This window comes from Pseudonocardia pini (genome assembly GCF_013870575.1).
Classification (GTDB): Bacteria; Actinomycetota; Actinomycetes; order Mycobacteriales; family Pseudonocardiaceae; genus Pseudonocardia; species Pseudonocardia pini.
In genome coordinates this window covers 1-1,937 of sequence record NZ_JACBXB010000922.1, presented here as the reverse complement: position 1 = coordinate 1,937, position 1,937 = coordinate 1, and the positions used below count along the sequence as shown (strand labels likewise).

Below are 1,937 nucleotides of genomic sequence, written 5' to 3'. Positions count from 1 at the left end.
GCCGCCGCGGGACCGCGGGCAGGGGAGTGGGCGGCGCGCTGATCGCCGTCAGGCTGCGGAGGGGGTAGCGGGCCGCGAACACGTACCCGACGTGCCCGCCCCAGGCGTTGCCGACCCAGTCCACCTCCGGTCCGAGGTCGAGTGTGCGCAGGACGTGGGCCGCGGCGTCGGCGCAGCCGTCGAAGGTGAAGCGGCGCGGGGGCCGTCCGCCGCGGCCGTGTCCGGGGCCGTCGAGCAGGACCAGCGTGCGGTGCGCCGCCAGGGCCGGCCGGACCAGGTCCCACTGGTGCAGGTCCAGGAACAGGCTGTGCCACAACAGGGCGGGAGGGCCGGAGCCCTCGACCTCGACGTGGACGGGACCGATCCCGGTGTCGATCTCCACGAGTGCCTCCTCAATATGCTCCGGAATCCGAAGCTTCGGAATCCGGAGTATGCTGGGCCATCGTGCACCCGTCAACCCGCCCCCTGCCGACCGACCGGCTCGCCGTCGGTCAGGTGCTCGTCCGCCTCCTGCAACGGTTCCGCAAGGAGGTGTTCGCGGCGGCGGCCGAGCACGGCGTGACCGACCTGCGCGAGGCGCACCTGCAGGTCTTCGGGAACGTGGGGGTCGACGGCGTCCGGCTCACCGCCCTCGCCGCGCGGGCGCAGCTCAGCCTCGCCGCGTGCGCCGAGCTGGTGGACGACCTGCAGCGCAAGGGCTACCTCGAGCGGCGGCCGGACCCGGCGGACGGGCGGGCCAAGCTGATCGTGCCCACGGCGCAGGGCAGGCGGGTGCTGGCGCTGGCCGGGGAGCGGGTGGCCGAGATCGAGACGGCGTGGGGCGACCGGGTGGGGCCCGAGGAGTTCGAGCACGCGATGCGCGTGCTGGACCGGCTCGTCGTCGCGCTCGACGAGGACCGGGGCGGTCGCGACCGCTGACCCGCCCGGGGCACGGAGCCCGACACGACGACACCCGGCCGCCCATCGGGCGCCGGGTGTCGTCGAGAGGGGCGTCGAGCTACTTCTTGAAGACGTCCTTGGCGGCGTCCTTGACCTTCTCGCCCGCCTGCTTGACGTGGCCCGAGGCCTGGTCGCCCTTGCCCTCGGCCTGCAGCTCCTCGTCGTCGGTCGCGCGGCCGACGCCCTCCTTGGCCTTGCCCTTGAGCTCCTCGGCCTTGTTGTCGATCTTGTCGTCCATCGCCATGGCTGCTCCCTGAGGTCGGCTGGGCCGGTCGATCGGCCGGTGGACCGGGGGTACCCGGCCTGCGGCGTTGTGAACACGAACGGCCCTGCGGGGTGCTGCGCAGGGCGCCGCGCCGGTTCAGTCCGGCTCGCCGAGACGGTCGGTCAGCTCGCTGATCTGCTCGCGGGCGGCGGCGAGCTCGTCGGTGCGGGTGCGGAGGTCGGCGCGAGCGGTGTCGAGCTCGGCGGTGGTGTGCCGTCGGGCGTCGTCGGAGCGGCGGAGGGCCGAGTCGCTGTCGTCGAGGCGGTGTTCGAGGTCGAGGATGGTCTGGGCGGAGACGAGTGTGTGGCCCTCGTCGAGGAGCTCGCGCAGCCGGGCGGCGTGGGCGAGCTGGCGGCGGGAGTAGCGGCGGTGCCCGCCGTCGGTGCGGTGGGGGTGCAGGACGCCGGAGGTGTCGAGGCTGCGCAGGAAGGCAGGCTGGACGCCGAGGAGCTCGGCGGCCTGTCCCATGGAGACGGCCGGGTAGTCCTCGTCGTCCAGCCTGCTGAGGTTGTCGGTCAAGGGTTCTGGGTCTCCGGTGTCGTCATCGTCCTCCTGGGGTGTCGGTCGTCGGGGCAGGGTTCGTGCTGGTCACCGACCTCCCGGCGCGGGCTGCGGCCGGTCGGCGGGCAGGGGCGGGGTCAGGCGCTCGAGGCGGACGGCCGGCTCTGCTCGACCTCCCTCGGGGTGTCGGCGAGGGCGGTGTGTCCCGCGACGGTGTCGTCGGCGCCGGCGT

Annotated in this window: 4 protein-coding genes; 1 reads left to right on the top strand and 3 read right to left on the bottom strand. The window is 74.2% G+C overall.

Features of this window, described 5'->3' with window-relative positions; genetic code table 11:
- The coding region (locus H5J29_RS30855; protein ID WP_220188145.1) for an alpha/beta fold hydrolase at positions 1-382 on the bottom strand (382 nt) is incomplete at its 3' end.
- Between the two features lie 62 nt (positions 383-444).
- Between H5J29_RS30855 and H5J29_RS30850 the strand changes: the two genes are divergently transcribed.
- A complete protein-coding gene (locus tag H5J29_RS30850; protein ID WP_181784465.1) occupies positions 445-918 on the top strand; it encodes a MarR family winged helix-turn-helix transcriptional regulator in 474 nt (157 codons plus the stop codon).
- Positions 919-997: 79 nt separating this feature from the next.
- Here the strand turns inward: H5J29_RS30850 and H5J29_RS30845 are convergent, their stop codons facing one another.
- Both H5J29_RS30845 and H5J29_RS30840 read right to left on the bottom strand, forming a co-directional pair.
- Positions 998-1,183, bottom strand: coding sequence for a CsbD family protein (locus tag H5J29_RS30845; RefSeq protein ID WP_181784464.1), 186 nt, complete (start codon positions 1,181-1,183; stop codon positions 998-1,000).
- A gap of 117 nt (positions 1,184-1,300) precedes the next feature.
- Positions 1,301-1,723, bottom strand: a complete 423-nt coding sequence (locus H5J29_RS30840) for a MerR family transcriptional regulator (protein WP_376768596.1) — start codon at positions 1,721-1,723, stop codon at positions 1,301-1,303.
- Between the last annotated feature and the right edge of the window lie 214 nt (positions 1,724-1,937).